This is a genomic window from Streptomyces sp. NPDC002209 (assembly GCF_042890265.1).
In the GTDB taxonomy this organism is placed as follows: domain Bacteria; phylum Actinomycetota; class Actinomycetes; order Streptomycetales; family Streptomycetaceae; genus Streptomyces.
The window spans coordinates 285,703-311,820 of record NZ_JBIARX010000007.1 but is presented as its reverse complement, the minus strand read 5'-3'; the positions used below and the strand labels follow the sequence as shown (position 1 = coordinate 311,820).

The 26,118-nt window shown below is 73.1% G+C and carries 24 protein-coding genes; 13 read left to right on the top strand and 11 right to left on the bottom strand.

From position 1 onward, the window contains the following. Window positions 1-34 precede the first annotated feature (34 nt). From ACFYXK_RS17385 to ACFYXK_RS17375, 3 genes are read left to right on the top strand one after another with little or no spacing between them, the layout of a single operon-like run. The gene (locus tag ACFYXK_RS17385) at window positions 35-793 is read left to right on the top strand and encodes a LamB/YcsF family protein (protein WP_389411889.1); all 759 of its coding nucleotides are present in this window, start codon (window positions 35-37) and stop codon (window positions 791-793) included. Next, window positions 790-1,407: an allophanate hydrolase subunit 1 gene (locus ACFYXK_RS17380; protein WP_389411864.1), complete on the top strand. Its 618-nt coding sequence runs from the start codon at window positions 790-792 to the stop codon at window positions 1,405-1,407. The genes ACFYXK_RS17385 and ACFYXK_RS17380 overlap by 4 nt, the downstream gene beginning before the upstream one ends. Next, window positions 1,404-2,273: a biotin-dependent carboxyltransferase family protein gene (locus tag ACFYXK_RS17375; protein ID WP_389411863.1), complete on the top strand. Its 870-nt coding sequence runs from the start codon at window positions 1,404-1,406 to the stop codon at window positions 2,271-2,273. Before ACFYXK_RS17380 ends, ACFYXK_RS17375 begins: the two co-directional genes overlap by 4 nt. A gap of 1,822 nt (window positions 2,274-4,095) precedes the next feature. Here the strand turns inward: ACFYXK_RS17375 and ACFYXK_RS17370 are convergent. Both ACFYXK_RS17370 and ACFYXK_RS17365 read right to left on the bottom strand, forming a co-directional pair. Beyond that, window positions 4,096-5,493 carry a HEAT repeat domain-containing protein gene (locus ACFYXK_RS17370; RefSeq protein ID WP_389411862.1) on the bottom strand — a complete coding sequence of 466 codons (1,398 nt, stop codon included), beginning with the start codon at window positions 5,491-5,493 and terminating at the stop codon, window positions 4,096-4,098. 343 nt (window positions 5,494-5,836) lie between these two features. Beyond that, on the bottom strand, window positions 5,837-6,259 hold the full coding sequence (locus ACFYXK_RS17365; protein ID WP_389411861.1) for an ankyrin repeat domain-containing protein: 423 nt from the start codon (window positions 6,257-6,259) through the stop codon (window positions 5,837-5,839). A gap of 331 nt (window positions 6,260-6,590) precedes the next feature. Between ACFYXK_RS17365 and ACFYXK_RS17360 the strand changes: the two genes are divergently transcribed. Then, window positions 6,591-6,785: a hypothetical protein gene (locus ACFYXK_RS17360; RefSeq protein WP_030162614.1), complete on the top strand. Its 195-nt coding sequence runs from the start codon at window positions 6,591-6,593 to the stop codon at window positions 6,783-6,785. A 53-nt stretch (window positions 6,786-6,838) separates the two neighbouring features. After that, window positions 6,839-8,506, top strand: a complete 1,668-nt coding sequence (locus ACFYXK_RS17355) for a hypothetical protein (RefSeq protein WP_389411860.1) — start codon at window positions 6,839-6,841, stop codon at window positions 8,504-8,506. A 36-nt stretch (window positions 8,507-8,542) separates the two neighbouring features. Here ACFYXK_RS17355 and ACFYXK_RS17350 read toward each other — a convergent pair whose 3' ends face one another. Next, window positions 8,543-10,045 carry a PLP-dependent aminotransferase family protein gene (locus tag ACFYXK_RS17350; RefSeq protein ID WP_389411859.1) on the bottom strand — a complete coding sequence of 501 codons (1,503 nt, stop codon included), beginning with the start codon at window positions 10,043-10,045 and terminating at the stop codon, window positions 8,543-8,545. A gap of 183 nt (window positions 10,046-10,228) precedes the next feature. On the opposite strand from ACFYXK_RS17350, the gene ACFYXK_RS17345 reads away from it, so the two are divergent. The 3 genes from ACFYXK_RS17345 (at window position 10,229) to ACFYXK_RS17335 (ending at window position 13,135) form a co-directional block, all read left to right on the top strand. Beyond that, window positions 10,229-10,999, top strand: a complete 771-nt coding sequence (locus ACFYXK_RS17345) for a glycerophosphodiester phosphodiesterase (RefSeq protein WP_389411858.1) — start codon at window positions 10,229-10,231, stop codon at window positions 10,997-10,999. A 58-nt stretch (window positions 11,000-11,057) separates the two neighbouring features. Continuing rightward, complete coding sequence (locus ACFYXK_RS17340) at window positions 11,058-12,437, top strand: MFS transporter (RefSeq protein ID WP_389411857.1); 1,380 nt, start codon at window positions 11,058-11,060, stop codon at window positions 12,435-12,437. Between the two features lie 323 nt (window positions 12,438-12,760). Then, window positions 12,761-13,135 (top strand): RNA polymerase-binding protein RbpA, encoded by a 375-nt coding sequence (locus tag ACFYXK_RS17335; RefSeq protein WP_007262928.1) that lies wholly within the window; start codon window positions 12,761-12,763, stop codon window positions 13,133-13,135. Window positions 13,136-13,229: 94 nt separating this feature from the next. Here ACFYXK_RS17335 and fxsA read toward each other — a convergent pair whose 3' ends face one another. The 4 genes from fxsA to ACFYXK_RS17315 form a co-directional block, all read right to left on the bottom strand. Further along, window positions 13,230-13,826 (bottom strand): FxsA family membrane protein, encoded by a 597-nt coding sequence (gene fxsA / locus ACFYXK_RS17330; RefSeq protein WP_389411856.1) that lies wholly within the window; start codon window positions 13,824-13,826, stop codon window positions 13,230-13,232. A gap of 81 nt (window positions 13,827-13,907) precedes the next feature. Continuing rightward, entirely contained in the window at window positions 13,908-14,717 is an 810-nt protein-coding gene (locus ACFYXK_RS17325; protein ID WP_389411855.1) for a polyprenol monophosphomannose synthase, read from the bottom strand. A 328-nt stretch (window positions 14,718-15,045) separates the two neighbouring features. Next, window positions 15,046-16,680: an amidohydrolase gene (locus ACFYXK_RS17320; protein WP_389411854.1), complete on the bottom strand. Its 1,635-nt coding sequence runs from the start codon at window positions 16,678-16,680 to the stop codon at window positions 15,046-15,048. Between the two features lie 66 nt (window positions 16,681-16,746). Next, window positions 16,747-17,187 (bottom strand): Lrp/AsnC family transcriptional regulator, encoded by a 441-nt coding sequence (locus tag ACFYXK_RS17315; RefSeq protein ID WP_030011705.1) that lies wholly within the window; start codon window positions 17,185-17,187, stop codon window positions 16,747-16,749. 217 nt (window positions 17,188-17,404) lie between these two features. Here ACFYXK_RS17315 and ACFYXK_RS17310 point away from each other — a divergent pair, with 217 nt between their 5' ends. Next, window positions 17,405-17,848 (top strand): hypothetical protein, encoded by a 444-nt coding sequence (locus ACFYXK_RS17310; protein WP_389411853.1) that lies wholly within the window; start codon window positions 17,405-17,407, stop codon window positions 17,846-17,848. Window positions 17,849-17,881: 33 nt separating this feature from the next. Here ACFYXK_RS17310 and ACFYXK_RS17305 read toward each other — a convergent pair whose 3' ends face one another. The 3 genes from ACFYXK_RS17305 to ACFYXK_RS17295 form a co-directional block, all read right to left on the bottom strand. Beyond that, complete coding sequence (locus tag ACFYXK_RS17305; protein WP_389411852.1) at window positions 17,882-18,982, bottom strand: phosphotransferase family protein; 1,101 nt, start codon at window positions 18,980-18,982, stop codon at window positions 17,882-17,884. A 40-nt stretch (window positions 18,983-19,022) separates the two neighbouring features. Further along, the gene (locus ACFYXK_RS17300; RefSeq protein WP_389411851.1) at window positions 19,023-20,156 is read right to left on the bottom strand and encodes a hypothetical protein; all 1,134 of its coding nucleotides are present in this window, start codon (window positions 20,154-20,156) and stop codon (window positions 19,023-19,025) included. 547 nt (window positions 20,157-20,703) lie between these two features. Continuing rightward, complete coding sequence (locus ACFYXK_RS17295; protein WP_389411850.1) at window positions 20,704-22,098, bottom strand: LuxR C-terminal-related transcriptional regulator; 1,395 nt, start codon at window positions 22,096-22,098, stop codon at window positions 20,704-20,706. 180 nt (window positions 22,099-22,278) lie between these two features. Between ACFYXK_RS17295 and ACFYXK_RS17290 the strand changes: the two genes are divergently transcribed. The 4 genes from ACFYXK_RS17290 to ACFYXK_RS17275 all read left to right on the top strand — a co-directional run bounded on the left by ACFYXK_RS17290 (window position 22,279) and on the right by ACFYXK_RS17275 (window position 24,815). After that, window positions 22,279-22,545: a hypothetical protein gene (locus ACFYXK_RS17290; protein WP_389411849.1), complete on the top strand. Its 267-nt coding sequence runs from the start codon at window positions 22,279-22,281 to the stop codon at window positions 22,543-22,545. A 160-nt stretch (window positions 22,546-22,705) separates the two neighbouring features. Then, window positions 22,706-22,966 carry a hypothetical protein gene (locus ACFYXK_RS17285; protein WP_266669041.1) on the top strand — a complete coding sequence of 87 codons (261 nt, stop codon included), beginning with the start codon at window positions 22,706-22,708 and terminating at the stop codon, window positions 22,964-22,966. A 44-nt stretch (window positions 22,967-23,010) separates the two neighbouring features. Next, window positions 23,011-23,883, top strand: coding sequence for a Crystal protein ET79 (locus ACFYXK_RS17280; RefSeq protein WP_389411848.1), 873 nt, complete (start codon window positions 23,011-23,013; stop codon window positions 23,881-23,883). 56 nt (window positions 23,884-23,939) lie between these two features. Then, window positions 23,940-24,815, top strand: a complete 876-nt coding sequence (locus ACFYXK_RS17275) for a ribosome-inactivating family protein (protein WP_389411847.1) — start codon at window positions 23,940-23,942, stop codon at window positions 24,813-24,815. A 51-nt stretch (window positions 24,816-24,866) separates the two neighbouring features. Here the strand turns inward: ACFYXK_RS17275 and ACFYXK_RS17270 are convergent, their stop codons facing one another. Further along, window positions 24,867-26,039: an acyl-CoA dehydrogenase family protein gene (locus ACFYXK_RS17270; RefSeq protein ID WP_389411846.1), complete on the bottom strand. Its 1,173-nt coding sequence runs from the start codon at window positions 26,037-26,039 to the stop codon at window positions 24,867-24,869. Window positions 26,040-26,118: the final 79 nt, after the last annotated feature.

The following is a 26,118-nucleotide window of genomic DNA, read 5'->3' as shown; positions in this document are numbered from 1 at the left end:
CTACGCTCACCGCATGGCTGCCATGATCACACCTCTGATCGATCTCAACGCCGACCTCGGCGAGGGCTTCGGGCGCTGGACGCTGACCGACGACGAGGCCCTGCTGTCCGTCGTCACCAGCGCCAACGTGGCCTGCGGTTTCCACGCCGGGGACCCGTCCATCATGCGCCGGGTCTGCGAGCTGGCCGCGGAGCGGGGCGTACGGATCGGCGCGCAGGTCGCGTACCGCGATCTGGCGGGCTTCGGGCGGCGCTCCATGGACGTGCCGGCGGGAGAGCTGGCCGACGAGGTGGCGTACCAGATCGGGGCGCTGGAGGTCTTCGCACGGGCGGCCGGCTCCCGGGTGTCGTACGTGAAGCCGCACGGCGCGCTGTACAACCGCACGGTCCATGACGCCGACCAGGCGGGCGCCGTCGCCGCCGGGGTGCGGACGGCGGCCGGGGCGCAGGACCTGCCGGTGCTCGGCCTGCCGGGCTCGCTGCTGCTGGCCGCAGCCGAGGCGGCGGGGCTCACGGCCGTGCCGGAGGCGTTCGCAGACCGGGCGTACACGCCGGCCGGGACGCTGGTGCCGCGCAGCGAGCCGGGGGCGGTGCTGCACGACCCGGACGCCGTGGTCGCCCGCGCGCTCGCCATGGCGACCGAGGGCGCGGTGAGGGCCCGCGACGGCTCCCGGGTGGCGCTGCAGGCGCGCTCGCTGTGCCTGCACGGGGACACCCCGGGGGCGGCGCAGCTCGCGCTGCGGGTCCGCGAGGCGCTGGGCGCGGCGGGCGTCCGGGTGGAGGCCTTCGCGTGAGGCCGCTGGTGGTCGGCGGCGAGGCACTGCTGATCGAGCTGGACTCGGCGGCGGAGGTGGCCGCGCTCCACGCGGAGCTGCTGCGGCGGCGGGACGCGGGCGAGCTGGGCGCCGTACGGGACGTCGTGCCGGCCGCGCGGACCGTGCTGCTGGACGGCGTGCCCGAGCCGGGCGCGCTGGCGGAGCGGATCGCGCGCTGGGAGGTGGCGCCGCTCGCGGAGACCGAGGGGCCGCTGGTCACCGTCGCGGTGCGGTACGACGGGCCGGACCTGGCGGAGGTCGCCCGGCTGTGGGGGGTCGCGGAGCGGGAGGTGGCGGGCATCGTCGGGAGGACGGTGTTCCGGGTGGCCTTCTGCGGGTTCGCGCCCGGCTTCGGCTACCTGACCGGGCTGCCGGAGCGCTACCACCTGCCGCGGCGGGCCACGCCCCGTACGGCCGTCCCGGCGGGCTCGCTGGCGCTGGCGGGCGAGTACGCGGGGGTGTACCCGCGCTCCTCCCCCGGCGGCTGGCAGCTGATCGGGACCACGGACGCGGTGCTGTGGGATCCGGCGCGGGAACCGGCGGCGCTGTTCGCACCGGGGGTACGGGTGCGGTTCGAGGAGGTGGCGGGGTGAGGGACGGCGCGCTGGAGGTGCTGCGGGCGGGGGCGCTGACCACGGTCCAGGACCTGGGGCGGCCCGGATACGCGCACCTGGGGGTGCCCAGGTCGGGCGCGCTGGACTCGGGGGCGCACGGCCTGGCCAACCGGCTGCTGGGCAACCCGCCGGAGGCGGCCGTGCTGGAGACCACCCTGGACGGGGTCGGCCTGCGGGCGCTGGCTCCCGTGACCGTCGCGGTCACGGGAGCTCCTTGTGTGGTACGGGTGTCCGGCCGGGCGGTGGCCTGGGGAGCCCCGGTCCGGCTCCGGGCCGGGGCGGAGCTGGAGGTGGGCCGGGCGGAGTCGGGGGTGCGCGGCTACGTCGCGGTGCGGGGAGGGTTCGCCGTACCGCCGGTCCTGGGCAGTCGCTCGACGGACCTGCTGTCGGGGCTGGGGCCGCCTGTCCTGTCGGCCGGGACGGTGCTGCCGGTGGGCCCGGCCGGGCCGGATCCGGTCTGCGGGGCGGATGCGCTGCGGGTGCCGGGGGCTCCGGCCGAGCTGGTGCTGCCGTTGCGGCTGGGGCCGCGGGCGGACTGGTTCGAGCCGGCTTCGATCGCGGCCCTGTGGCGTGCGGAGTTCCGGGTCTCGCCGGCGTCCAACCGCATCGGACTCCGCACCGAGGCCGGGGCCCGGCTGATCCGCAGCCGCGGCGGCGAACTCCCGAGCGAGGGCATGGTCCTGGGCGCCGTACAGGTCCCCCCGGACGGCCTGCCGGTGGTGTTCCTGGCCGACCATCCGGTGACGGGCGGCTACCCGGTCGTCGGGGTGGTCCCCCCGGGCCCACCCCTGAACGCAGCAGCCCAGGCCAGACCGGGTATCCCGCTGAGGTTCGTGCGGGGGTAGGGGGCGGGGCGGGGGCTTCGGGGGGCGGGGTCGGTGGAGTGCACCGGGGGCCGGGGGGCGGGGCCGTCCACTCGGCGCCGGAGACGTCGACCGGGAGGCCGGAAGGCGGGTCTGTGTCAACCGCGACGGAGAGGCCGACCAGGAACACCGGGGGCGAGGTCCATGTGCGCGGCGACGGCCAAGTGGGATCGGGGGCCAGGGGTCGGGGTCCGTGCACTCGGGGTTGAGAGAGTGGATCGGGGGCCAGGGGCGGGGTCTGTCGACTCGGCGTCGGGAGAGCGTCCGGGGGCGTCCCGCCAGTCCACTGTCCTTCCGTGTCGTGCCGGTCCCTCAAGGGCGCTCCCTGCGGTCGCGTCGCTACGCGATGGCCTTCGGCCACCCTTGACCGACCGACCCGCCCCGGAATGCCATAAGACTGCCGGGAAGCCCCCGAAGGATGGCCAGGGGGTTCATGTTCCGATGAGGGCCCATCAGAGATCCCGACCGGCAGCCCCTGTCCCTCCGCACCCAGTTCACCAGGGCCACGAGCCCAGCCGGTAAGGGTGCGCGGGGAGGGGAAGGGCTCCCTGAAGGGCCCAGATGAAGGCCTTTCCGGGTCCAAGCAGGGTCAACCTGCACCAGACGGCGAAGAGATGACCATGCGGTGAGGGGTGGGCCCGCACACGCCCCAGATCGCTACGCGCTCCTCATCTCTCAGCGTCCGACAGCCGTCTGGGGCTGGACATAGGCCGCCCAGACGCCTCCCATGGGCAGCTTTTCGCGCGTCTGCACGCTATGTGGGGCGAAAAGAGGACGAGACGGAGCCTGATGCCGGATTTCTCAACCTCCCACTCCGGCAGGGCGTCTTCTGGCGATCAACTGGCGGATGAAAGGGGCAAACGACCCGCTGTCGCAGGCCCGGCCGGTCCTCGGCCGGTCGTGGGCGGCTTATGCCCAGCCAAGGGCGGGGCGAGGACGCCAAGCCGGGAGGAGCGCGTAGCGATTCGATGCGTCCACGGCCCAGGTGGCACTGGATCGTCATCTCATCGCTGTCTGGTGCAGGTTGACCCTGCCCGGGTCCGGAAAGGGCCTTCTATGGGCCCTTCAGGGAGCCCTTCCCCTCCCCGCGCACCCTTACCGGCTGGGCTCGTGGCCCCGGTGAACTGGGTGCGGAGGGACAGGGGCTGCCGGTCGGGATCTCTGATGGGCCCTCATCGGAACATGAACCTCCCGGCCATCCTTCGGGGGCTTCCCGACAGTCTTATGGCATTCCGGGGCGGGTCGGTCGGTCAAGGGTGGAGCGCAGCGACATCGCGTAGCGACGCGACGAAGGAGCGCCCTTGAGGGACCGGCACGACACGGAAGGACAGTGGACTGGCGGGACGCCCCCGGACGCTCTCCCGACACCGAGTCGACAGACCCCGACCCCCGGCCCCCGTCCGGCCCTCCCGACACCGAGTCGACGGACCCCGGCCCCCGGCCCCCGTCCGGCCCTCCCGACGCCGAGTCGACAGACCCCGCCCCCTGGCCCCCGTCCGGCCCTCCCGACGCCGAGTCGGCAGACCCCGACCACGACGTCCCGATGCACTCCACCGATCCCGAGCACACGGGTCCCGCCCCTGGCCTCCCGGTCAGCCTCTCCGTCGCCGAGCCCGCAGACCCCGCCCCCTGAGGCCCCGCCGCCACTCCCGGCAGCCCGGCACCCCGCCGGCCCGCCGACCCGCCCGACGCCGCCGGGGCCGGGCCCGGCCCCCTGGTGTCCCGGTCGGCTCCTGCGGCGGAGTGCGCGTCCCCGCGCCCCGGCCCGCCCCGCCCCGGCCCGGCCCGGTGTCCGGCCTGCGTTCTACACCGCCGACTCCGGGGCGATGCGGCTGCGGACCGCCGACTGGACGTCCTCTTCCTCCGCCGGGTCCGACGCCAGTCTGCGGAGCCTCGGCGCTACGCGGGCGTCCGCCGTTTCCGCGTGGTGGGCCGCCACCTCGCGGGTGGTCTCCTCGCAGTCCCAGAGGCATTCCACGGCGAAGCCGGCCGCGAAGGACGGGTCCGTGCTGGCCAGGGCGCGCGCCGCGCGCCCGCGCAGGTGGGACGAGGCCGTCTCGCGGTAGATGTGGCGCAGCACCGGCGCCGCGCAGCCGATGGAGAGCCGGCCTGCCCCGTCGACCAGGGCGAACAGCCGTTGGGCGTCCGGGCCGGAGCCGCGGACCGTGGAGCGCAGGGCGCCCAGGACCAGTCCGGTGTCCTCGGCTCCGCCCCGGGCGGCCAGCAGGGCGGCTGCGGCCGCGCCCAGCGCGTCGGGGCGGTGGACCCACTGCCGAGCCCGGTCCACGGCCGCGGGGCCGCACATGCGCTCGTAGGCGGCGACGGCGGGTTCGTCCCCGGCGGCTTCGATGAGGTCCAGTACGGCCGGGTTCTCCGGCTCGGCGAGGACCAGGTGGTGCAGGGCGGTGGCCCGGGCGGCCTCGCCCGCGGCGCCGGCGGCGGCGGCGAGGATCGCGGAGCGGTCCTCGGGTGCGGCGACGGCGGCGAGGCAGCGTGCGGCGGGCACGTGCAGCGGGGTGCCGCGGCGGAGGCCGTCGGCGGCCCAGTCGAAGACGGCCTGTACGCCCCAGCCGGGGCGGGGCCCGTTCGGGGTGAGCTGGCGCTGCCAGCGGTCGAAGGAGCCCTGCTGGCGGGCTGCGCGCAGGCGGTCGCCGTACTCGGGTGACTCTTCCCACAGGCACCAGGGCCGGGGCTCGTACGCGTCGCGGACGGCGGCGGCCAGCCGCGCCTCGCCCTCGGCGGTGGCCGGGAATCTGGCGAGGACGGGCGTGGCGAGGCCGCGCAGCCCCTCGTCGTCGTCGCGCAGGGCGAGCTCGTCGAGGGCCCAGGCCCAGTTGGCGCCGGAGGCGGCGTAGCGGCGCAGCAGCATGAGCGCGTCGTCGCGGCCGTACGAGGCCAGGTGGCCCAGGACGGACAGGGCGAGGCCGGTCCGGTGGTCCGTGTCGTCGACGAGGTCGTCGGCGCTGAAGAGGTGGCTCTCGATCGCGCCGAGGGGGCCGTCGAGGTCCAGGTACAGGCGGGCGTAGTACAGCGAGCGGTTCTCGACCTGCCAGTCCTGGCGCGGGTCGCTGACCACGCACTGGTTGAGGGCCGCGAGGGCCTCCGCCCGGGGCGCTGCGAGGGCGTGCAGCGTGCCGTCGCCGCGGCCCCGCTGGAGGAGCCCGAGCAGGGTGCCGCTTGGCGCTATGACTGGTTCGAACATGGGAATGGCCTCAAATCAAGCTGGGGACGCAACCGGGAATCGGGATTCACAGGGCCGCGTAACAGCATGTGAGGACGTTCGCCGTCATGTTCCGCTCGATGTAGACCATTGCCTTCTCACTCTCGTCGGTGCTTCGCGACCGGGGCGGCCGGTCTGCGCAGGGGGTGGGCCGGGACACCCTTCGTGTCCTGCCCGCTCCTGCCCGTCCGCCGTGTTCGCAAATCGAATCCGACGCCATGATGACCCAGCCGGTTTGTGCGCCGCGACCACATTTACGGCCGCCGTGATCAACCCGTGAGGTGGCGGGACGGTCGGACCCTGCCAGGTCACGGGCAAAAACGGACTACTTGGCTCCGAAGAGTTCCAGCAGGTCCGCCTTGGCGAACATGCGGGCGGTGTCCACGGCGGAGGGTGTTCCGGCCGTCGGGTCGGCGCCTCCGGCGAGCAGGGCGCGGATGACGGCCTCCTCGCCCTTGAAGACGGCGCCGGCGAGCGGGGTCTGGCCGCGGTCGTTGGCGCGGTCGGCCTCGGCGCCGCGGGCCAGCAGGGCCGTGACGGTGGCGGCGTGGCCGTGGTAGGCGGCCAGCATCACGAGGGTGTCGCCGCGGTCGTTGGTGAGGTTGGCCGGGACTCCGGCGTCGAGGTACGCGGCGAGCGTCTCGGTCTCGCCCTGGCGGGCGAGGTCGAAGATCTTGGTGGCCAGCTCGATGACGTCCTCGTCGGGAGCGCCCTGGGAGCCGCCCTCGGTGGGCTCGTGCTCGCTCATCTGTCGTACCGCCTTTCACTCGCTGTCGGCATGAGGTTGCCCAGGCCGGCGGGCAGGGGGGCGTACGGCGCTGCGGCCGTACGGGTGAATCGCCAGAGTAGCGCCCGGACCTGCACATACGGGGCCGGACCGAGGCAAGGATCCCTGTTGGCGCTGGTTGGTGCCGGGGTGGTCCGGTTGGCCCTGCTTCGCGCCGGACGCGCCAGCCGGGCTGCGCTGGTCAAGTGAAAAAATCCTGGATTCACCCGTATGCACCTTTTATCGCATTGATACTTCCTGTGAGCCTGGAACAACTGATGGTGACTGTCCCCACCCACCAGGAGAACTTCTCATGATCCTGTCCATCTCAGGCGTCGTCCTGCTCGGCATCATCGCCTTCCTCTTCTTCAAGAAGGACGGGATGAAGCTGTCCCACGCGTTCGTCTGTGCGCTGTTCGGCTTCTTCCTCGCCGGCTCCGCCATCGCGCCGAGCATCACGGCGAGCACCGCGAGCCTCGCCAGCCTGCTCGGCGGGATCAAGCTGTAGCGCCGCCCCGACCGCACGACCGTCCCGCACCGCCACAACTCCAGGAGACGCCCGTGGCCCGGCGCCCACTCCCCCGTATCCTCAGCAGCGGCACCACGTCGCTGACCCGGGGCCGCGACCTTGCTCGCACGGCCGCCGACAGCGCCACGGACGTCCTCCATCCGCTCCTCGTCATCGGGCGCGGCCTGCGCATCCTGGCCTCGGCCGGGCGGCGCAAGTGGATGCAGACCCCCAAGGACAAGCGTGGTCCCGCGCTGTTCCTGGGAGCCGCCTGCGTCCTCGTGGTCGCGCTCGTCCCGTACGGACCCCTCCTCGCGCTGATCACCCTGATGGGGGCGGCGGCCTGGCAGGGACGCGACCGGACGCCGGTCAAGACCGGGCCCAGCGATGCCGAGACCGAACGGCTCGGGTCCCTCTACGAGGCCCTCGTGCCGTACTTCTCCACACCCGAGGACCCGAGCCCGCTCTTCGCCCACGGCGGGGAGTGGGACAAGGCGTTCAGCGACTACGCCTTCGACGACGCGGGACGCATCACCCGGCTCCGGATCCGCTACCCCGCCTATTTCACCGACGGCGAGGCCGCCTCGCGGGCCCGGATCGAGGCCCTGCTGCACGCCAAGTCCGGGCGCGGCCGGGAGTACCTCTTCGACTGGGACGAGGAGGGCAACCAGCTCGACCTGACGGTGCTCACCGCGCTGCCGACGGGCATCGCCGCGCAGCCGTTCGTCACCTCGCCCGGCGAGACGGTGCTCGGCTTCACCGACGCCGGCAGTGTGCAGCGCACCCTTCCCGTCCTGGAGGACGACGAGCCGTGCGACGTGCCGCCGGTGATCTGGCGCACCGGCCCGCGCTCCACCGAGCCGCACCTGCTGGCCGTCGGCCAGCCCGGCAGCGGCACCTCGAGCCTGCTGCGCTCGATCGCCCTGCAGGCCCTGCAGCACGGGGGCGAGGTGCTGATCGTAGAGGGCGGCGGCAGCGGGGAGTTCTCCTGCCTGTCCGGGCGTACCGGCGTACTGGCCGTGGAGTGCGGTCCCGCCGGGGCGCTGACCACCCTGGAGTGGGCGGCGCGCGAGACCGAGCGGCGGCTGATCGCCACGCACCGGGCCCGCGAGGCCGGCCGGCCCGCGCCCGAGGACACGCGCCGGCCGCTGTGGATCCTGCTGGACCGGCCCAGCGTGCTCGCGCACCTCGCGGCCGCCGACGGGAGCCCCGATCCCCTCGCCCAGCTCCAGGTGCCGCTGCGGCACGGGCGCACCGCGCACATCACGGTCGTGGTGGCCGAGCAGTTCGACCACCTGGAGCTGCTGAACGACGCGGTCTGGCAGCACACCCGGGCCCGGGTCGTGCTCGGGCCCGCCGCGATCCAGCAGGTCACCGACGTACTGGGGCTGCCGCCGCACACCACCCCGACGGCCCATGTGCCGCCGGGGCGCGGGTACGCCCGGCTGGGTGCGGGTCCCGTGCACCGCTTGCAGGTGCCCGCCACGCCGGACCCGTACGACGACGCCGCGCATCCGGCGCACCGGCAGGCGGTGCAGGAGCTGCTGCCCGGGCGGCAGCTGCCGGCCCCGGGCGGGCCGGGCCGCGTGACGCTGTCGAAGCCGCTGCACATCGTCCAGCCGCCGGCCCGGGCGCAGGAGCCGTCGACCGACGCCGAGGAGATCGAAGGGGTTGCGGCCGAGACGCCACCGGCCCGCGGGCCCTGGCCGGTCGGCCCCTGAGCTCCTGAACCGCCGGGCCCGCGGGTCCCCCGCAACCTACGCGACGAACGTGCGCGGGGGTTCCGCGCCGCTGCCGCCCGCGCCCGTGCCGACCAGGCGGGCGGCGGCCGCCAGGCGGACGGCGGCTTCCTCGGCCACCGGGCCGCCGACGGTGAACGGCAGCCGGACGTAGCCCTCGAAGGCCCCGTCGACGCCGAACCTCGGCCCCGAGGGGACCCGTACGCCGACCCGCTCCCCCACCTCGGCCAGCCGGGAGCCGGACAGGCCGCCGGCGCGGGCCCACAGGGTCAGCCCGCCCCGCGGCACCTCGAACTCCCAGTCGGGCAGCTCCCGGCGCACCGCGGCGACCAGCGCGTCCCGGTTCTCCCGTGCCTGGTCGCGGCGGATCTCCACGGCCTGCGCCCAGCCGCCGGTCCGCATCAGCCAGTTGACCGCGAGCTGCTCCAGCACCGGCGTGCCGAGGTCGGCGTACGCGCGTGCCGCGACCAGGCTCCGGATGACGTCGGGCGCCGCGCGGACCCAGCCGATCCGCATGCCGGCCCAGAAGGCCTTGCTGGCGGAGCCGACGGTGATCACGGTGGAGCCGGCCGGGTCGAAGGAACAGACCGGGCGGGGCATCTCCAGTGCCGGGTCCAGCTGGAGCTCGGCCATGGTCTCGTCGGCGACGAGCACGGTGCCGGCCGAGCGGGCCGCCTCCACCATGGCGCGGCGCTGCTCGTCCGAGGCCAGGGCGCCGGTGGGGTTGTGGAAGTCGGCGACGACGTAGGCGAGCCGGGGCGCGGCGTCGCGCAGTACCTGCCGCCACACGGTCATGTCCCAGCCGGCCAGGCCGTCGGCCATCGCGACGGGCACGAGCCGGACGCCGGCGGCGCGCATGAGCTGGAGGATGTTGGCGTAGGAGGGGGATTCGACGGCGATCCGCTCGCCGCGGCCGGCGAAGAGACTGCAGATGGCGTCGATGGCGCCCATCGCGCCGGTGGTGACCATGATCTGCTCGGGCATGGTGGGGATGCCGCGCTCGGTGTAGCGGTCGGCGAGCATCCGGCGCAGGGCGGGCAGCCCGGCGGGGTAGTCCCCGTGGGTGTGCGCGTACGGCGGGAGCTCTTCGAGGGCGCCCTGTACGGCCTTGGTGAGCCAGGGCTCGGGGGCCGGGAGCGCGGCGCAGCCGAGGTCGATCATCGAGCCGAGCGATTCGGGCGGCAGCGGTTCCAGGCCCCGGGCGGGCAGCGGGTTCCCGGCCGGTACGGAGGTCCAGCTGCCGGCGCCGCGCCGGGACTCGAGGAAGCCCTCCCCGCGCAGGGCCTCGTAGGCGGCGGCGACGGTGGTGCGGGAGAGGGTGAGGGAGGCGGCGAGCTCCCGTTCGGCGGGCAGCCGGGCGGCGACCGGGACGCGGCCTTCCAGGACGAGCAGCCGGATGCCGTCGGCGAGGGTCCGGTAGGCGGGGAGCTTGCGTGCCCCGGGCACGCCGGGCCGTTCCTGCTGGGAGGTGATGAGACGGGCGAGCTGTGCGGCACCCACCGCCGAGGTCCACTCTGCCATGCTGTCCGGTCCACCTTCATCGAATTGGCCCCGCCCGCACCCGGGCGCGGCCCGTATTGGATTGCTTCCGCCCCTACAGCCTGTCACGCCGCGGTCCACCCGGACCAGGGGGCGGTGCGGCGTTCACCACGCAGCCATCCGGCCGCTCCCTCCCCACCGGTGACAGCGGGCATACTGCGGCGGGTGACGCACGTACGCCTTCGCCATCCGTTCCTGGACCATCCGGCTCCGATCCCCTTCGCGCACCGGGGAGGTGCCGCGGACGGGCTGGAGAACACCGCTGCGGCCTTCCGGCGGGCCGCCGATGCGGGCTACCGGTACTTCGAGACCGATGTGCACGCCACGGCCGACGGCAAGCTCGTCGCCTTCCACGACTCCACGCTCGACCGGGTCACGGACGGGCAGGGCCGGATCGCCGAGCTGACCTGGAGCAAGGTCCGCGAGGCGCGGGTGGCGGGCACGGAGCCGCTGCCCCTGTTCGAGGAGCTCCTCGAGGAGTTCCCCGACGCCCGCTGGAACATCGACATCAAGTCCGAGTCGGCCCTGCACCCGCTGGTCAATCTGATCGCCCGGGCGGGTATCTGGGACCGGGTGTGCGTGGGTTCGTTCTCGGAGAGCCGGGTGGCCCGCGCCCAGAAGATCGCCGGTCCCCGGCTGGCGACCTCGTACGGGGTGCGCGGCGTGCTCGGGCTGCGGCTGCGCTCGTACGCGATCCCGGCGGCGCTGCGGGTGGGTGCGGTTGCGGCGCAGGTTCCGGAGACGCAGGCGGGCATCCGCGTGGTCGACCGGCGGTTCGTCCGCACGGCGCACGAGCGGGGACTGCAGGTGCACGTGTGGACCGTGAACGAACCGCAACGTATGGAGGCTCTCCTCGACCTCGGTGTGGATGGCATCATGACCGACCGGATCGACATCTTGCGCACGGTGCTGGACCAGCGCGGAGCCTGGGCCTGACCTGCCAGGACCGCCCCCTGTCACCCTCCCCGTGCCGAACGGGAACGAGGGGGCACCCGTGAGTGCGGAGACCACGGAACAGGGCGCGGGGACCGCGCCCGAAGGGCCGGCGCCGAGCGCGGCCGAGCGCAAGCGCGAGCAGCACGGCTGGTACTTCTACGATTTCGCGTGCTCGGTCTACTCCTCGACCGTGCTGACGGTGTTCATCGGCCCGTACCTCACGGCGATGGCCGAGGCCGCCCAGGACGCACAGGGGTACGTGCACCCGCTGGGTATCCCGGTCCGGTCGGGCTCGTTCTTCGCGTACGCCGTCTCGATGTCGGTGATCGTCGCGGTGCTGGCGATGCCGCTGGTGGGCGCGGCCGCGGACCGTACGGGCCGCAAGAAGCCGCTGCTCGCGGCGGCGGCGTACACCGGCGCGGCGGCGACCACCGCGATGTTCCTGCTGGGCGGCGACCGCTACCTGCTGGGCGGCTTCCTGCTGATCGTCGCGAACGCGGCGATGTCGGTGTCGATGGTGCTCTACAACTCCTACCTGCCGCAGATCGCGGAGCCGGCGGAGCGCGACACCGTCTCCTCGCGCGGCTGGGCGTTCGGCTACACGGCGGGCGCGTTCGTCCTGATCCTGAACCTGGTCCTGTTCCAGTCGCACGAGTCCTTCGGGGTCTCCAAGGACGCGGCGGTGCGCATCTGCCTGGCCTCGGCGGGCCTGTGGTGGGGCGCGTTCGCGATCATCCCGCTGCGCCGGCTGCGGGACCGGGCGGTGGTCCGGTCGGACGCCGGCCACGCGGCCGCCGGGTCGGGGTGGAAGCAGCTCGTCGCCACGCTGAAGGACATGCGGCGGCACCCGCTGACGCTGTCGTTCCTGCTGGCGTACCTGGTCTACAACGACGGGATCCAGACCGTGATCTCGCAGGCGTCCGTCTACGGCAAGCAGGAGCTGAAGCTGGAGGACTCGACGCTGATCACGGCGGTGCTGCTGGTGCAGATCCTCGCGGTGGCGGGCGCGATGGCGATGGGTCGGCTGGCCGTGTCGTACGGCGCGAAGAGGACCATCCTCGGGTCGCTGGTGGCCTGGACCGTGACCCTGGCCGCCGGCTTCTTCCTGCCGGCGGGTGCGCCGGTGTGGTTCTTCGCACTGGCGTCGATGATCGGACTGGTGCTGGGCGGCAGCCAGGCGCTGTCGCGCTCGCTGTTCTCGCACCTGGTGCCGGCGGGGAAGGAGGCCGAGTACTTCTCCGCGTACGAGATGAGCGACCGCGGGGTGAGCTGGGTCGGACCGCTGGTTTTCGGTGTGACGTACCAGGTCACGGGCAGCTACCGGGACGCGATCATCTCGTTGGTGGTGTTCTTCGCACTGGGTTTCGTGCTGCTGGCGCGGGTGCCGGTGCGGCGTGCGGTGGAGGCGGCGGGGAATCCTGTTCCCGAGCGGATCTGAGCGGATCCGGCGGACGCTCCGGCAGGAGATCCGGCCCGGATCTTCATACGAATTCCGAACGGATTTCGACGTTGAAGCGAAGGGCCGGTAGTGTACGCCTTTGGCCTGCCAGGCGGACCGTTACTGCGCGCTAAAGAAGTGAAGACGTTGGGTGACATCTGCTGCCAGATGTGACAAAACGGGCATTGGTGGGTACAACAAGGGGCGGCACGACGGGCGACGCATCACCCGGAGCGGGAATCTATACCGCCGACCGGACGTTGACCGGATGACGACGACAGCGACACCTGTCCTGTGGGCGACAAGCCCGGGAGGCACGATTCATGAGTGAGCGAGCTCTCCGCGGTACGCGGCTCGTGGTTACCAGCTACGAGACGGACCGCGGCATCGATCTGGCCCCGCGCCAGGCGGTGGAGTACGCATGCCAGAACGGACATCGATTTGAGATGCCGTTCTCGGTTGAGGCAGAGATTCCGCCGGAGTGGGAGTGCAAGGCGTGCGGCGCCATGGCACTCCTGGTGGACGGGGACGGGCCCGAAGAGAAGAAGGGCAAGCCTGCGCGAACGCACTGGGACATGCTCATGGAGCGGCGCACCCGCGAGGAACTGGAGGAAGTGCTGGCCGAGAGGCTGGCGGTCCTGCGTTCCGGCGCCATGAACATTGCCGTGCATCCGCGGGACAGCCGCAAGTCCGCCTGACAGCCGGACGCGGAGAACGAAGCCGAGGGCCCCTGCCACGAACTGTGGCGGGGGCCCTCGGCTTTTTCCGTTCGACGGGGGTACCCGACGGGGGTCAGGGCGCCAGCGGCGGCCTGTACCCGGCGTCCGGGCCCGGCCGCTCCGGCTCGTCCTCGCGGATGACCTCGCCCTGGACGACCTTGCCGTCGGGGTAGTGGATGCGGGCCTGCTGGAAGGCGTCGCCGAAGCTCCCGGCCGGGGCCGTGGCCATTCGGCGCTCCAGGGAGCCGGCCACCCGGCGGCCGATCCACGCCCGGACGGGCGGGAGCAGGCAGAGCAGGCCGGCCACGTCGGAGATCAGCCCCGGCAGGATCAGGAGCAGGCCGGCCAGCATGGTGAGGCCGTTGCCGCTGCCCGGCTGCTGTTTCGCCGCCTGGGGCGCGGGCTGCTGCCCCTGCTGGGCCTGCTGGGCCTGCTGGAAGGTGTCGGTCAGGTTCTTGAAGGCACGCCGGCCGGCCCGCTTGATGACCACGACGCCGAGCACGACTCCGCCCGCGAGCAGCGCGGCGACGGTCAGCCCGCCGGCCGCGCCGGCGACCAGGCTAAGCAGCCAGATCTCCAGGATCAGCCAGGCGGCGACCGCCAGAGGGAGGAACGTGCGGGCGCGCGAGCGCCGCCGGGGGGCCGTCGAAAGGGGAACGCCGGTCGTCATACCACCCAGTGTGCCTGGGGCGGCGTAAAAGCGACCTCAGCCGGAGGTACCGGACATCCCCTAAGGGGCGCCGGGCACCCGTCAGGCCCGGTTCCCGCCCTTGTCCGAGCCCTTGTCCGAGCCCTTGGGCCTGTCCTGGCCGGTCAGCTTCGCCGCGTGGGCCTTGAGCCCCCACTGGGTGACCCGCCACAGGGCCTCCACCACGATGTCCCTGCTCATCTTGCTGTCGCCGAACTCGCGCTCGACGAAGGTGATGGGCACCTCGACGACGCGGAAGCCCTGGCGCACCGCCCGGCGGGCCAGGTCGACCTGGAAGCAGTAGCCCGCGGAGGCCACCTCGTCCAGGCCCAGCCCCTCCAGGGTCTCGCGGCGGAAGGCGCGGTAGCCGCCCGTCACGTCGCGGATCGGGACGTCCAGCATCAGCCGCGAGTACGTCGAACCGCCGCGGGAGAGGAACTCGCGGCTCTTGGGCCAGTTGACCACCCGGCCGCCCGGCACCCAGCGCGAGCCCAGGACCAGGTCGGCCCCGGCCAGCGCGGTGAGCAGCCGCGGCAGCTCCTCCGGCTGGTGGGAGCCGTCGGCGTCCATCTCGACGAGCACGCCGTAGTCGCGCTCCAGGCCCCAGGCGAAGCCCGCGAGGTAGGCGGCGCCGAGACCCTCCTTGCCCCTGCGGTGCAGGACGTGCACGTGGTCGTCGCCGGCCGCGAGCTCGTCGGCGAGCTTGCCGGTGCCGTCGGGGCTGTTGTCGTCCGCGACCAGGATGTGCGCCTCGGGCACCGCCGCGCGCACGCGCGCGACGATCGGTCCGATGTTCTCCGCCTCGTTGAAGGTCGGAATGATCACCAAGGCCGTGCCGAGCGGTCCGTGGCCTCGCTGTCCGCCGTCGCTCACTGAGTCCGCCTTCGTGTTCTTGTACGTCCTGTCACAGAGGATGACTTTAGAACAGTGGTCGGGGCCCGCGGTCCTTCGGGCCGGTCCGGCTCCCGCTGGCTGCGGGTCGCCGTGACCGTTGTCTACTGGACCGCAGGGCCCCGACACGGGGCCACCCTCCCCCGAGCTCCTTCGGAGCAGGGGGGACCCCCATCCCGGCGAAACCTTCCCTCGCCCCCGAGGCGCGGGCGCGCTGAGCAGACGGATCCGCCCGGTACGGACGTCCGGTGGTGGACCCGGCCGAACCTATCCGGGTCCGAGCGCCCGTACCGAACCGAGGCCGACCGGATCACCCCTGTGGGCGTACGAATACCTCCCGCCCGCCGACGACGGTGGCGAGGCACACGGGCAGTTCGCGGCCGGGGGTCAGGTCGGGCAGTCCGGGGGTCCCGGAACGGGGGTCCGTGGACCAGCGGGCGACCCGGTCGTCGGGGGCCTGGACGACCAGTTCGGCCGTCTCCCAGAGCGCGTAGTCGGCGGGGGCGCCGGGCACCAGCACGCCCGCGCCGTCGCGGCCCAGGGCCCGCCAGCCGCCCCGGGTGTGGGCCGTGAAGGCGGCCCGTACGGAGATCCGGTGCTCGGGGGTGCGGTGGAAGGCGGCCGCCCGGACGGTGCCCCAGGGGTCGAACGGGGTGACGGGGGCGTCGGAGCCGAAGGCCAGCGGCACACCGGCCTTGAGCAGCGCGGCGAAGGGGTTGAGGGTACGGGCGCGCTCCGCGCCGAGCCGGTCGGCGTACATGCCGTCCTCGCCGCCCCAGGCCGCGTCGAAGGCGGGCTGCACGGAAGCGGTGAGGCCGAGGTCCGCGAAGGCGGCGATGGTGACGGGGGTCATCATCTCGGCGTGCTCGACGCGGTGCCGGGCGGCGCGGATGCGGGCGAGGCCGACCTTCTCGGCGGCGGCGCGCACGCCCTCGACGACGGCGGTCAGGGCGGCGTCGCCGATGGCGTGGAAACCGGCCTGGAGGCCCGCCTCGGTGCAGGCGGCGACGTGCTCGGCGACCTCGGCGGCGTCGAGGTAGCCGGTGCCGGTGTGGCCCGCGTCGGTGTACGGCGCGTGCAGGCAGGCGGTGTGGGAGCCGAGGGCGCCGTCCACGAAGAGGTCGCCGGCGGCGCCGATGGCGCCGAGCGCCGTGGCCTGTTCGAGGTCCCGGTCCGCCCAGTAGCCGAAGACGCGCGGTCCGGGCCGTTCGCGGGCGAGGTTGAGGAGGTCCGCGAAGTCCTCGGCGGAGGAGATGTCGGGGCCGCCGCACTCGTGGACGGAGCCGATGCCGAGGGAGGCGGCCCGGTCGAGGGCGGCCCGCTGGGCCTCGGCGCGCTGGGCGGGGGTGACGGCGGCGAGCGCGGCCCTGCGGACGGCGTGGTGGTCGTCGCGGGTCAGCGGCTCGTCGCCGCGGACGGAGACGGCCGGCACGAGGTCCAGCAGGGCGGTGGTGACCACGGCGGAGTGCACGTCGATGCGGCTGAGGTAGAGCGGCCGGCCGCCGGCGGCCTCGTCGAGCTCCTCGCGGCGGGGCGCGCGGCGCTCGGGCCAGCGGGAGGCGTCCCAGCCGTGGCCGAGGAGCACCCGGTCGGCGGGGCGGCGTGCGGCGTGGGCGCGGACGAGGCCGAGGGCGTCGGAGAGGGAGGCCGCGCCGGTGAGGTCGAGCCCGGTGAGGGCGAGGCCGGCGGAGGTGGTGTGGACGTGTGCGTCGGTGAAGGCGGGGGTGACGAGCGCCCCGCCGAGGTCGACGACCTCGTCGACGCCCTGCGCGAAGGCGTCGGCGGCGCCTTCGGAGCCGACCCAGGCGATGTGCCCCCGCTCGACGACCATCGCGGTGGCGAAGGGGTCGGCGGGGCTGTGTACCTCGCCCCCGCGCAGGAGGACGGTCCGTTCGGATGCGGGGGCTCCGGCGGCATCGGCGGAGCTGGCGGTGCGGTCTGTCATGCCCTCAGTTTCGCGGGTCCGCCGCCCCGCCTCGACCGCGCCCCCGGGGGCGCGGCGCAAACGGCGTCACACGCGGGGCGGGCGCGCCTCGTACGGGGTGGAGAGGACGACGGTGGTGCGGGTCGAGACGTGGGCCAGGGCGCGCAGGCGGCCCAGGAGGTCCTCCAGCTCCAGCGGGGTCGCGACCCGGACCTTCAGGATGTAGTTCTCGTCGCCCGCGACGCTGTGGCAGGCCTCGATCTCCGGTACGCCGGCCAGCCGGTCCGCGATGTCGTCCGGTGCGCTCGGGTCGAAGGGCTTCACCGAGATGAAGGCCGTCAGGGGCAGGCCGACGGCCTCGGGATCGACGACGGCCGCGTACCCGCGGATCACCCCGCGCTGTTCCAGACGGCGTACTCGCTGGTGGACCGCCGACGTGGACAGTCCCGTGGCCTTGCCCAGGTCCGTGTAGCTCATCCGCCCGTCCCGCACGAGCAGATCCACGATCTGGCGGTCCAGCTCCTCCATTGCGCTCATAGCCGCTCAACCTAAGGCCCAAGGGCGCTCCAGGCACAGTGCTGTCCGTCTACAAGTGGCACCTGCGGCGGGCATGTGACCAAGGCCACAAGGGTATGGAGGCGTACGCCGGGATGTTGTGGTTACTCGTGCCGCGCGGCGGGAAGTGCTTCGTGTGGCCGAGGCCGTAGAACCTGCCCGCCCGGCCCACCCAAGGGGGAGTACAACCATGCTGAACACCAAGCGCGCCGGTCGCACCGAACCGGAGCCCGTGGAATTCAACGGAACCGAGTACGCGGACGACGGGGAGTACCTCGAAGACGCCGACGGGTTCGAGATCCACCACGCGATCTGCCCGGACTGCGGCCAGTCGATCGCCCTCGTCGCGGACGAGGAGTACCTGCCGGAGCACGCGCTCTGCCTGACCCCGTGGAACCCGTTCGGGCTCACGGTGTGCGCGGGCACGGGCCGTCCGGCCTCCGAGGCGCTGCCGACCGTGGGCACGGGGCAGGGCGAGCCCCAGGAGCTCGAGGTCGTGCTGCTGGACCTGCCGCAGGGTCTGGACTGGCGGACGCAGCCGTTCTCGCACGTCGGCGGTCCCGGTTCGCGTCCCGTGCGGATGCCGGCGCCGACGCTGCTGCCGCAGATGCGGCAGCACGCGCAGGCGGCCTGAGGACTTTCCCGGCCGGATCCACCGGATCCGGATCTACCAGTACGTGCCCTGCACCATCGCCGCGAGGCTGGCGTGGTGCAGGATCAGGCCGTCCGGGTCGGCGGGGATGTCGACTTCCCCGAAGTACGCCTGCCGGTAGGCGATCCGCAGCATCACGATCCCGTGCCGCAGGGCGGCGTACAGGGTGTGGAACTCCATGTCCCGCGGGGTGTGCCCGGTGAGTTCGGCGTAGCGGCGCTCCAGGTCGGTGCGGCGCAGGAAGTCCGGCAGGCCGCTCTGGCCGAAGCCGACGGTCAGGTCCTGGAAGAAGCGGTGCAGGTAGACGGTCCAGCCGAGGTCGACCTCGCGCGGGGCGCAGGCGGCCATCTCCCAGTCCAGGACGGCCACCGGCCGGAACCCGTCCGTCTCGTAGACGACGTTGCCGATGCGGGCGTCGCCCCAGTTGAGGACGGCGGGCCCCTCGTCGGCGGGCCAGAGTTCCTCCAGCCGGTCGAAGGCCCGCTCCAGCAGCGGGGAGGGCGCGAGTCCGTCGACCACCCAGGCGTAGTAGGCGCGTTGGGCGTCGACGTGGCGGCGCAGCGGGCTGCCCGCGCCTTCGGGGAGGAGGAACTCGGCCTCCTGGGCGGGGAACTGGTCGTGCAGCCGGGCCAGGAGCGAGATGCTCGCCTCCTGGAGTACGGCGCGTTCCCGGTCGCTCGCGGCGTGCAGCCAGTTTCCCTCGTACGTGTAGGGCATGACGTCGGGCGGGACCCTGCCCTCGGCTCGGGCCATGACGAAGAAGGGCGCCCCGAGCGGTCCGGGGTCCTGCTCCAGCCACAGCACGCGCGGGACGGGCACATCGGTGTGGGCGGCGACCAGGCTCATCACGCGGTGCTGGCGGGGCATGTCGTACGCGGGGAAGACGGTGTAGGCGGCCGGGTCGGCGGCGAGGCGCAGGGCGCAGGAGCGGACCGGGGTGTCGGGGTGCTCTATGTCGAAGAGCAGGGTCTCGCTGGACATGCCGTTGGATCCGGGGACGGAGACGCCCGTGATCTTCGCGCCGGGGAGTTCGGCGTCGAGCCATGCGGTCAGGCGCCTGGCGAGTTCCTCGGGTTCGCGGGTGGAGGTGCGCGGGCGTGGTGCGGGTGCTGCCATGACTTCCCCTTTCTCCTGCTGGTTCCGGTACGGGGCGCTGCTACGGGGCCACTGAGCCGTAGTCGGTGAAGCCGCTCGGGTCGTGGCGGCCGAAGCTGCCGTGTTCGAAGATGCCGAAGCCGGTCCGGCCGTCGAGGGTGAAGCGGGCGGAGTGGTCGGTGACGCCGAAGGCGGCCATCGGGTGGGCGGCGGGGTCGGAGAGGTCGTAGGTGCGGCGGTCGGTCCAGCCGCGGCCCTGCCAGGTGCCGTGCTGCCAGTCGGCGGCGGGCGGGTAGCCGGCGCCGACGGCGAGCGGGGAGGAGTTCAGGATCTCGACGCCGAGTTCGAGGGGTTTGCGGGCCGGGTCGGCGAGGTGGACGACGGCGCTCTCGGGGTGGCGGGTGCCGGGGCGGTAGCGGATCTCGGTCTGGGGCCAGCCGAGCTGCACGTCGTGGCGGCCGCTGTCCTCGGGGAAGACCTGGACGGCCTCGTTCAGGGTGCGGTGCCCGTCGGCGTCCTCCTGGGCGATGACCATGACGAAGCGGTCCTCGAAGCGGACCGGGATCCAGAGCCAGTGGAAGCCTTCGGGGCGGTACTCCTCGGCGGCCCGGCCGCCGTCCTCGCCGGGTATGGGGCGCACGCCCCAGCTGCGGTCGCGGGTGCCGGTCCACTCGGCGGCGGTGAGGGTGTGCTCCTCGCCCTTGGCGCGGATGGTGCCGGTGACGTGTCCGGCCTGGACGAAGCGGCGGCCTTCGAGCATGAGGCGGTCGCCGCGCCGCTGGACGTGGTGGGGTTCCCAGACGGCAGGGAACTCGGCGGTCCAGGTGATGTCGTAGGCGAGCCCGCGCGGGTCGGCGGGGTCGGCGTCGCACTGGAGGGTGATCCGCTTCAGGGGTTCGTCGACGGTGATCCGCAGCGGGCCGACGGAGAGGTTCATGCGGTCGTCGGTGAGGGCGTCGGAGGCGCGGACGGCGAGGAGTTCGTCGCCGATGCGGAGGGTGGCGTAGGCGTCGATGACCCCGGCGTTGGGGTACACGCCGAGCCCGAGGATGAGGACGGCCCGGCCGGCGTGGTCGAAGACGTGGAAGATGCAGCGGTCGTATGCGTTCCGGTCACCGCTGACGAGGTGCTTCATCGACAACGGGGCCTGGTGGACGGGGTATTCGTCGAGGGGTACGGGTCGGTCCGCGGGCATGGCAAACCTCCTGGGCGGGACGGTGGCGCGGGTGGTGGCGCGGGGTGCGGGGCCGCTGGGCGCGGCGTCGGCCCGAGCGAATATGACGGTACGTCAGAAACTCGGCCCGGGGCCAGACTTCTGTCACTTCCTGACAGCCCGGCACGTCTGGCCACTTCGGGAGAGGGCGCGGCGGGGACACCTCGAACGGATACCCGGAGGGCCGGGGCGGTTACCCGTGGTCGGGTGGCGCGTTGGCGCTGTATGACCACGCTCGAAACCCCTGGGGCAAGAACGGGACGGCGACGGCGGCCGACGCCGCCCGGCTGCGAAGAATCGGTTCCGCGCTACGAAGAATCGGTTCCGCAACGGCAGCCCGATCCGCCGATCTACTGTGCGCTGCTGGCCCGTTGGGCCGACGACGGCCGCACGCTGCCCGGCCGGCGCGATCCGGAGTGGTCCCGGGTCGTCTCCTCCCCGATCTGGCCGACCGGCCGGCTCCACGGCGGCTGAACCGGCGCGCCGTGCAGCCGGTTCGTCGACTTTCGTGTCGCGGTGGGCGATTACGTCACGGGGTGTCCAGGGCCTGGCGGGACTTGAGCCGGGCCCGATAGGCGCGGGAGCGGCAGGGCGCCGAGCAGTAGCGGGGCGGTCGGCCCTGCCGCTGGGCGGCGACGACCGGGAGCGGGCGGTCGCAGCCGGGGCAGCGCGGCGGGCTCCCGGCCCCGGCTCGGGTTCCGGCTGCGGTTCCGGCTGCGGTTCCGGCCTCGGCTCCAACTTCGGTCCCGGCCCCGGTCCCGGCACCGGTTCCGCTCTTGGCCCCGGGCTCCTGAAGGTTCGGCCCTGGGGCCGGTGCGGCGGCAGCCGGGGCTTCCCGGACGGGGGCTTCCTGCGCGGGCACCGCCGGGGCGGCGACCGGGTGGCCGGTCAGGCCGTTTCGTTCCGCGATCACGCCCGCCTGGAAGCGGCTGTGCGCCCCGAGGCCGTCCAGGAGCTCGGAGACGTGGCGGCGGCAGGTCCGCAGGGAGACTCCCAGTCGCCGGGCGATGGACTCGTCCTTGAGCCCCTTGGCGAGCAGTACCAGGATGCTCCGTTTCATGGCCTCCGATACGCCGTGGGCCGCCTGCGGGCCGGTCGCGAAGGGCGTGGCATTCGCCCAGTCCCGCTGGAAGACGTCCAGCAGATAACCGATCAGGTCGGGCTCGCGGATGACCAGCGCGCCACCGGACCGGGCGGGCAGCAGGGCGAGCTGGCCGTCGACCAGGATCATCTGCGGGAGCACCTCGGGCAGCGTGCGGATCTCCGCACCGGCATCGATGAGCTGTTCGGCGTGCACCCGGGTCGCCTGGTCGAAGCGGGTGGCGTGCTGGTAGAGGCTGTGCATCCGGACCCCGCGGGCGAGCAGGGCCAGGTCCCGGGGCAGCGCCTCGCGCAGCGCGGCCGGTGGGAAGGAGCCGCCGTGCTTGGAGACCAGGACCTCACTGCGGCAGGTGTCGATGACCTCGGTGAGCAGCGCGCGGACCGCGAACTGGTCCGGGAGGTGGTCGATGGTCCCCTCGGGGAAGGTGTCCCGGCGGGCCTGGAGGTAGACGGGAACGAGGGCGCTGAATCCGTCGCGCTGGCGCTGGAGTTGTTCCCGCTGCTCCCGTAAGGCCGCCTCGTGGAGCCGTAATTCGGTCTCCTTCTCGGCGAGGACCTGCGCGCCGGCCGACTGTGGGCTCACGGCCCGCCAGCCCGCGCCGGCGTCCCCTTCTCCCCCGTTGTCTCCGGGCAACGGCTGGAACAGGTACACCTCGGCGAGTTGCTCGATCGCCCCTCTGCAGACCTGCTCGCTCAGGCCGGTCTCCGCCGCGGCGCGTGGCAGCGTCTCGGGTGTGAGCCGGCCGTGGACGAGGGCCCACCGGTACAGCAGCGTCGCCGGTTCATCGAGTCGGGGTACGCCTGTTCCTGCATCCGCGCCCATTTCCACCGCTTGCCTCCTAAACGTGCATGGCATCCACATGATCCCTTCCAGGCCTGCCGGGTGCCAGCGGGCCCTGGCAGAGTCGTCCTCGTAACCGGCGTAACCGGCGGAACCGGCGGAACCGGCGGAACCGGCGTCTGATTCCGTGTCCCCATGCTCTTGCCTGACAGAGGAGTTGCCTTGATCGTCAAAACCCTGCGACTGACTGCGGGACTGGCCATCGGGGCCTGCCTGTGGGGCGGCGCCGCCGTCTCCGGCCACGGCACCGACACGGCCGGCGGCCCGGCCGGCTCCGGCACCCGGGTCACCGCGGGCTCCGCACTCGCCGGCGCAGCCGACGAGGGACGCGGCAACGGACACGGAGGCGGCGGACACCACGGCGACAAGCCCTGCCCCGTGACCACGGCGTGGGGCAGCTCCGTGTGCCCCGGCAAGCCGCTGAACTGAACCATCCGGGAGACCGGGTGCGGGGGCGGCGGACACCATCCGCCGCCGGTTGGGCGGATGTGGGCCCGACCCAGTCTCCTTCTCTTCTTCTCCCCCTGCTTCCTCCTCGATGAGCCCGGCGCCGCCGCGGCGTGATGAGGCATGCCCGAAAGGAATCCCCATGAGATCAGGCACCGCAGCCACGACCCGGCGCCGCTCGCTCGCCGTCGCCCTCTGCGCGGGCACGGCCTTGCTGCTCGGCGTCGGCGGCGCCGCGACCGCCCAGGCGGCCACGGCCGGTTACCGGGAGCCGGGCGGGACGTACCCGTCCTTCTCGCAGTGCATCCAGGCCGGCTCGCTGAGCGTCGCGCTCGGCCTGTACAGCCGCTACGAGTGCAACCCCACCTGGAACAACCAGTACCAGCTGTTCTACGTCGACTGATCCGCCCCTCCGCCCCCGCTCACGACTCGAAGGGATACACCCCCATGCAGCTGACCCGTTCCCGGGCCCGTTGGGCCACCGCGCTCTCCGCCGTCGCCGCGCTGGCGGCGGGTGCCACCGCGCTCGCCCCCGCAGCCCAGGCCGCGCCGGTCGCCGGCTCGTCGCCCGTCGCGGCGTCCTCGGCCCGCAGTACGGACGTCGTTTTCAGCAACAGCACCAGCCAGCAGCTGACCCGGGTCAGCTCCTCCCTGCCGCACGGGTGCTGGAACAACGACGCCTTGCCGCCGGACTACATCGCCAAGGGCATCACCACCTCCTGGGGCAGCCGCTCGTGCGGCATGCTCACCGGGACGGAGGGCTACACCACCTACCGGGTCACGGCGACCGGGCAGCAGATCAAGATCCACTGGAACAACCCGTACGCCGGCTCGAACAGTTACAGCTGTGAGGCGCCGACCGGCTACGCCTGTTCCCGGACCGGTGGGGGCGGCGACAACGCCACCGTCAACTTCACGCTGACCGGCGGACCCGCGGCGTTCTCGGCCCAGACCGCGTCGACGGAGATGACGGCCCAGGCTGCCCGCAGCACCGTCGTCCGCGTGTTCAACAACAGCGGCACGCTGCTCGCCAGGACCGGGGCCGGGCTGTCCCACGGCATCTGGACCGGCAACAACCTTCCGCCGTCGCTGATCAACCCCGGCGCCAACGCCTCCTGGGAGAGCGAGTCGGAGGGCGTCATGACCGGAACCGAGGGCTACGCGAACTACACGATGGCGGGCGGCGGCACGGTCGCCATCCGCTGGGACAACCCCTTCTCCGGCAGCAACAAGTACCAGTGCCAGGTCCCTGCGCCGCACCGCTGCACCACCTCGGGCGGAGGCGGCGACAACGCGTTCGTCACCTTCTCGGTGAACTGATGCCGGCACCCGTTCCGGCCGCAACCGACGCCCGCCCTCTCGTACGAAGGAATCCGATGCGTAAGACCCTTCCCGCGGCTCTCCTCGGCCTCGCCCTGCTCGGCGCGGCAGCTCCCGCCTCCCAGGCCGCCACCGAAGCACCGTCCGCCCTGCCCGCCGCCCAGCCCGCGTCGATCCAGCAGGTTCAGCTCGGCTGGGACCTGACCGGCAACCAGCGCGACGCCGCTGCCGAGTACACCCGCTTCATCCGCTCGCTCCACGAGAGGGCCGGCACCATCCTGCGGGGCCACGGCGACAACACCGTGTGGCAGACCAACGCCGGCAACGAGATCATCGAGGTCATCGTCGCGCTGCCCGAGGGCCGCCGGCTCAGCCTCTACCTGACCACGCAGAACCTGTACCTGCGCGGTTTCGCGACCGCCGGCGGCGGCGGTCCCGTCTTCCAGTTCACCGACCCGGAATACAACCTCGGTCAAATACTCGGACGCAACGCGGTCAATCTCGGCTACAGCGGCAGCTACGGCAGCAGCAACGGCAATCAGGGCCTGGAGGTGGGCGACGCCAACAACAGGCGGTTGCAGATCAGCCTGGTCGGCCTCCAGGGCCACTTCCAGACGCTGTGGCGGCACGCGGCCAACGGCGACCAGGACCGGGACGCCGTGCGGCGCGCCCTGGTCCACGCGATCGCCGCAGTCGGCGAGGGGACCCGATTCCGCAATATCGAGAGGACCGTGCGCAGCGGGATCGCCTCGTCCTCGTCCATCACCTCTCAGGAGGCCCAGGAAGAGAACCAGTGGGGACCCGGCTCCACGTACATGCTCAATGAAACGGCCCATCCGGGCGCGGGCGGCTCGTTCAACCTCGGCGGTGCCACCCGCCGCGGTTTCAGCGAGATGTCCGATTACATCTCGATGGTCAAGCGACCCGGGTGACGACGTGACGCGGGGCTGCGCCGGCTCGGAGCCGGCGCAGCCCCGTCGCCGTCAGCGCGACTCGGGTCCGGCCAGGTGGCGGGCGATGACCATGCGCTGGATCTGGTTCGTGCCCTCGACGATCTGGAGGACCTTCGCCTCGCGCATCAGCCGCTCCACCGGGAAGTCCGCGGTGTAGCCGTAGCCGCCGAGGACCTGGACCGCGTCCGTGGTGACGGCCATGGCGGCGTCCGTGCAGAACAGCTTGGCCATCGCCGCCTGGCGGGAGAACGGCTTGCCCGCGTCGCGCAGTCGCGCCGCCGCCAGGTACAGGGCCCGGCCGGCCTCGATCTTGGTCGCCATGTCGGCGAGCATGAAGCGCAGGCCCTGGAAGTCCGCGATGGGGTGCCCGAACTGCTTGCGGTCCAGCGCGTACGCCAGCGCCTCGTCCAGGGCGGCCTGCGCGACGCCGATGGCGCAGGCGGCGATGCCCAGACGGCCCGCGTCCAGGGCGGCCAGCGCGATGGTGAAGCCCTGGCCCTCCTCGCCGATGCGGCGGGTGTCCGGGACGCGGACCCCGTCGAAGTGCAGCTGGGCGGTGGGCGAGCCCTTCATGCCCATCTTCTTCTCGGGGACGGCGGCCGTCAGGCCCTCCGCGTCGCCGGGCACCAGGAAGGCCGTGATGCCCTTGGGGCCCTCGCCGCCGGTGCGCGCGAGGACGGTGTAGAAGTCGGCGACCCCGCCGTGGGTGATCCACGCCTTGGTGCCGGTGATGATCCACTCGTCGCCGTCGCGCACGGCCTTGGTGGTCAGCGAGGCGGCGTCGGAGCCCGAGGCGGGCTCGGAGAGGCAGTACGCCCCGAGCAGGCCGCCGCCGAGCATGGCGGGCAGGTGGGCCTTCTGCTGCTCCTCGGAGCCGTATCCGGCCAGGCCGTGGCAGGACAGGGAGTGCACGCTGACGCCGAGCCCGACGGTCAGGCGGGCCGCCGCGAGCTCCTCCAGGACCTGGAGGTAGACCTCGTACGGCTGCTCGCCGCCGCCGTACTCGCCCGCGTACGGAAGACCGAGCAGGCCGGCCTCCGACAGCAGGGTGAAGATCGCGCGCGGGAACTGTCCGGCGTCCTCCTCCTCGGCGGCCACGGGACGGATCTCTCGCTGGGCGATCTCTCGCACGAGCGCGAGGAGGTCCCGGGACTCCTCGGTGGGCAGCTGTCGGTCCACCGGCTGCGGGGCGCGGTCAGTCATGGCGGCGCTCTCCTCCCTCGTCGGGCACGGCGGCGACGCGTGAGGTGTGGGACGCGCCGCCGGGTCTCGGTGCTCTCAC

What these genes read in the sequence shown, in the direction of transcription:
- ACFYXK_RS17370 (WP_389411862.1), bottom strand. Translation starts at nt 5,493, where the DNA reads ATGTTCGAACCAGTCATAGCGCCAAGCGGCACCCTGCTCGGGCTCCTC.
- ACFYXK_RS17365 (WP_389411861.1), bottom strand. Translation starts at nt 6,259, where the DNA reads ATGAGCGAGCACGAGCCCACCGAGGGCGGCTCCCAGGGCGCTCCCGAC.
- ACFYXK_RS17360 (WP_030162614.1), top strand. Translation starts at nt 6,591, where the DNA reads ATGATCCTGTCCATCTCAGGCGTCGTCCTGCTCGGCATCATCGCCTTC.
- ACFYXK_RS17350 (WP_389411859.1), bottom strand. Translation starts at nt 10,045, where the DNA reads ATGGCAGAGTGGACCTCGGCGGTGGGTGCCGCACAGCTCGCCCGTCTC.
- ACFYXK_RS17335 (WP_007262928.1), top strand. Translation starts at nt 12,761, where the DNA reads ATGAGTGAGCGAGCTCTCCGCGGTACGCGGCTCGTGGTTACCAGCTAC.
- fxsA (WP_389411856.1), bottom strand. Translation starts at nt 13,826, where the DNA reads ATGACGACCGGCGTTCCCCTTTCGACGGCCCCCCGGCGGCGCTCGCGC.
- ACFYXK_RS17320 (WP_389411854.1), bottom strand. Translation starts at nt 16,680, where the DNA reads ATGACAGACCGCACCGCCAGCTCCGCCGATGCCGCCGGAGCCCCCGCA.
- ACFYXK_RS17315 (WP_030011705.1), bottom strand. Translation starts at nt 17,187, where the DNA reads ATGGAGGAGCTGGACCGCCAGATCGTGGATCTGCTCGTGCGGGACGGG.
- ACFYXK_RS17310 (WP_389411853.1), top strand. Translation starts at nt 17,405, where the DNA reads ATGCTGAACACCAAGCGCGCCGGTCGCACCGAACCGGAGCCCGTGGAA.
- ACFYXK_RS17305 (WP_389411852.1), bottom strand. Translation starts at nt 18,982, where the DNA reads ATGGCAGCACCCGCACCACGCCCGCGCACCTCCACCCGCGAACCCGAG.
- ACFYXK_RS17300 (WP_389411851.1), bottom strand. Translation starts at nt 20,156, where the DNA reads ATGCCCGCGGACCGACCCGTACCCCTCGACGAATACCCCGTCCACCAG.
- ACFYXK_RS17295 (WP_389411850.1), bottom strand. Translation starts at nt 22,098, where the DNA reads ATGGGCGCGGATGCAGGAACAGGCGTACCCCGACTCGATGAACCGGCG.
- ACFYXK_RS17285 (WP_266669041.1), top strand. Translation starts at nt 22,706, where the DNA reads ATGAGATCAGGCACCGCAGCCACGACCCGGCGCCGCTCGCTCGCCGTC.
- ACFYXK_RS17280 (WP_389411848.1), top strand. Translation starts at nt 23,011, where the DNA reads ATGCAGCTGACCCGTTCCCGGGCCCGTTGGGCCACCGCGCTCTCCGCC.
- ACFYXK_RS17275 (WP_389411847.1), top strand. Translation starts at nt 23,940, where the DNA reads ATGCGTAAGACCCTTCCCGCGGCTCTCCTCGGCCTCGCCCTGCTCGGC.
- ACFYXK_RS17270 (WP_389411846.1), bottom strand. Translation starts at nt 26,039, where the DNA reads ATGACTGACCGCGCCCCGCAGCCGGTGGACCGACAGCTGCCCACCGAG.